Annotated in this window: 1 protein-coding gene; it reads left to right on the top strand. The window is 45.0% G+C overall.

Annotation, left to right across the window (positions count from 1 at the left end):
* Positions 1 to 78: 78 nt before the first annotated feature.
* On the top strand, positions 79 to 318 hold a 240-nt coding region (locus tag HC175_RS22295; protein WP_168140025.1), incomplete at its 3' end, for a M28 family peptidase.

Genomic DNA, 318 nt, shown 5'->3' with positions numbered 1-318 from the left:
GACGAATTCGAGGGAATAGATACATGAGAAACGGGACATAAAATGGCAGCCTAATATATTAAAACTGAATACAAGTAGTTGAATCTCCCCTCACCATTGTGTGGAGATGATTACTACCAGGAGGTCCCCGGAAGCTATTTCACCCGCGGAGAAATAAAGGATACTGAAAATGTTCTGGCTTATATCAAAGGCAGCAGCATCCCCGACGAGGTCCTGGTTATCTCCTCTCACTATGATCACGTGGGTGTTGACGATGAAGGCAACATCTTTAATGGTGCCGATGACGATGGTTCGGGAACTGTAGCTATCCTGGAAATT

It is taken from the genome of Salinimicrobium oceani, assembly GCF_012037645.1.
This window is presented reverse-complemented; position numbering and strand designations above follow the sequence as displayed.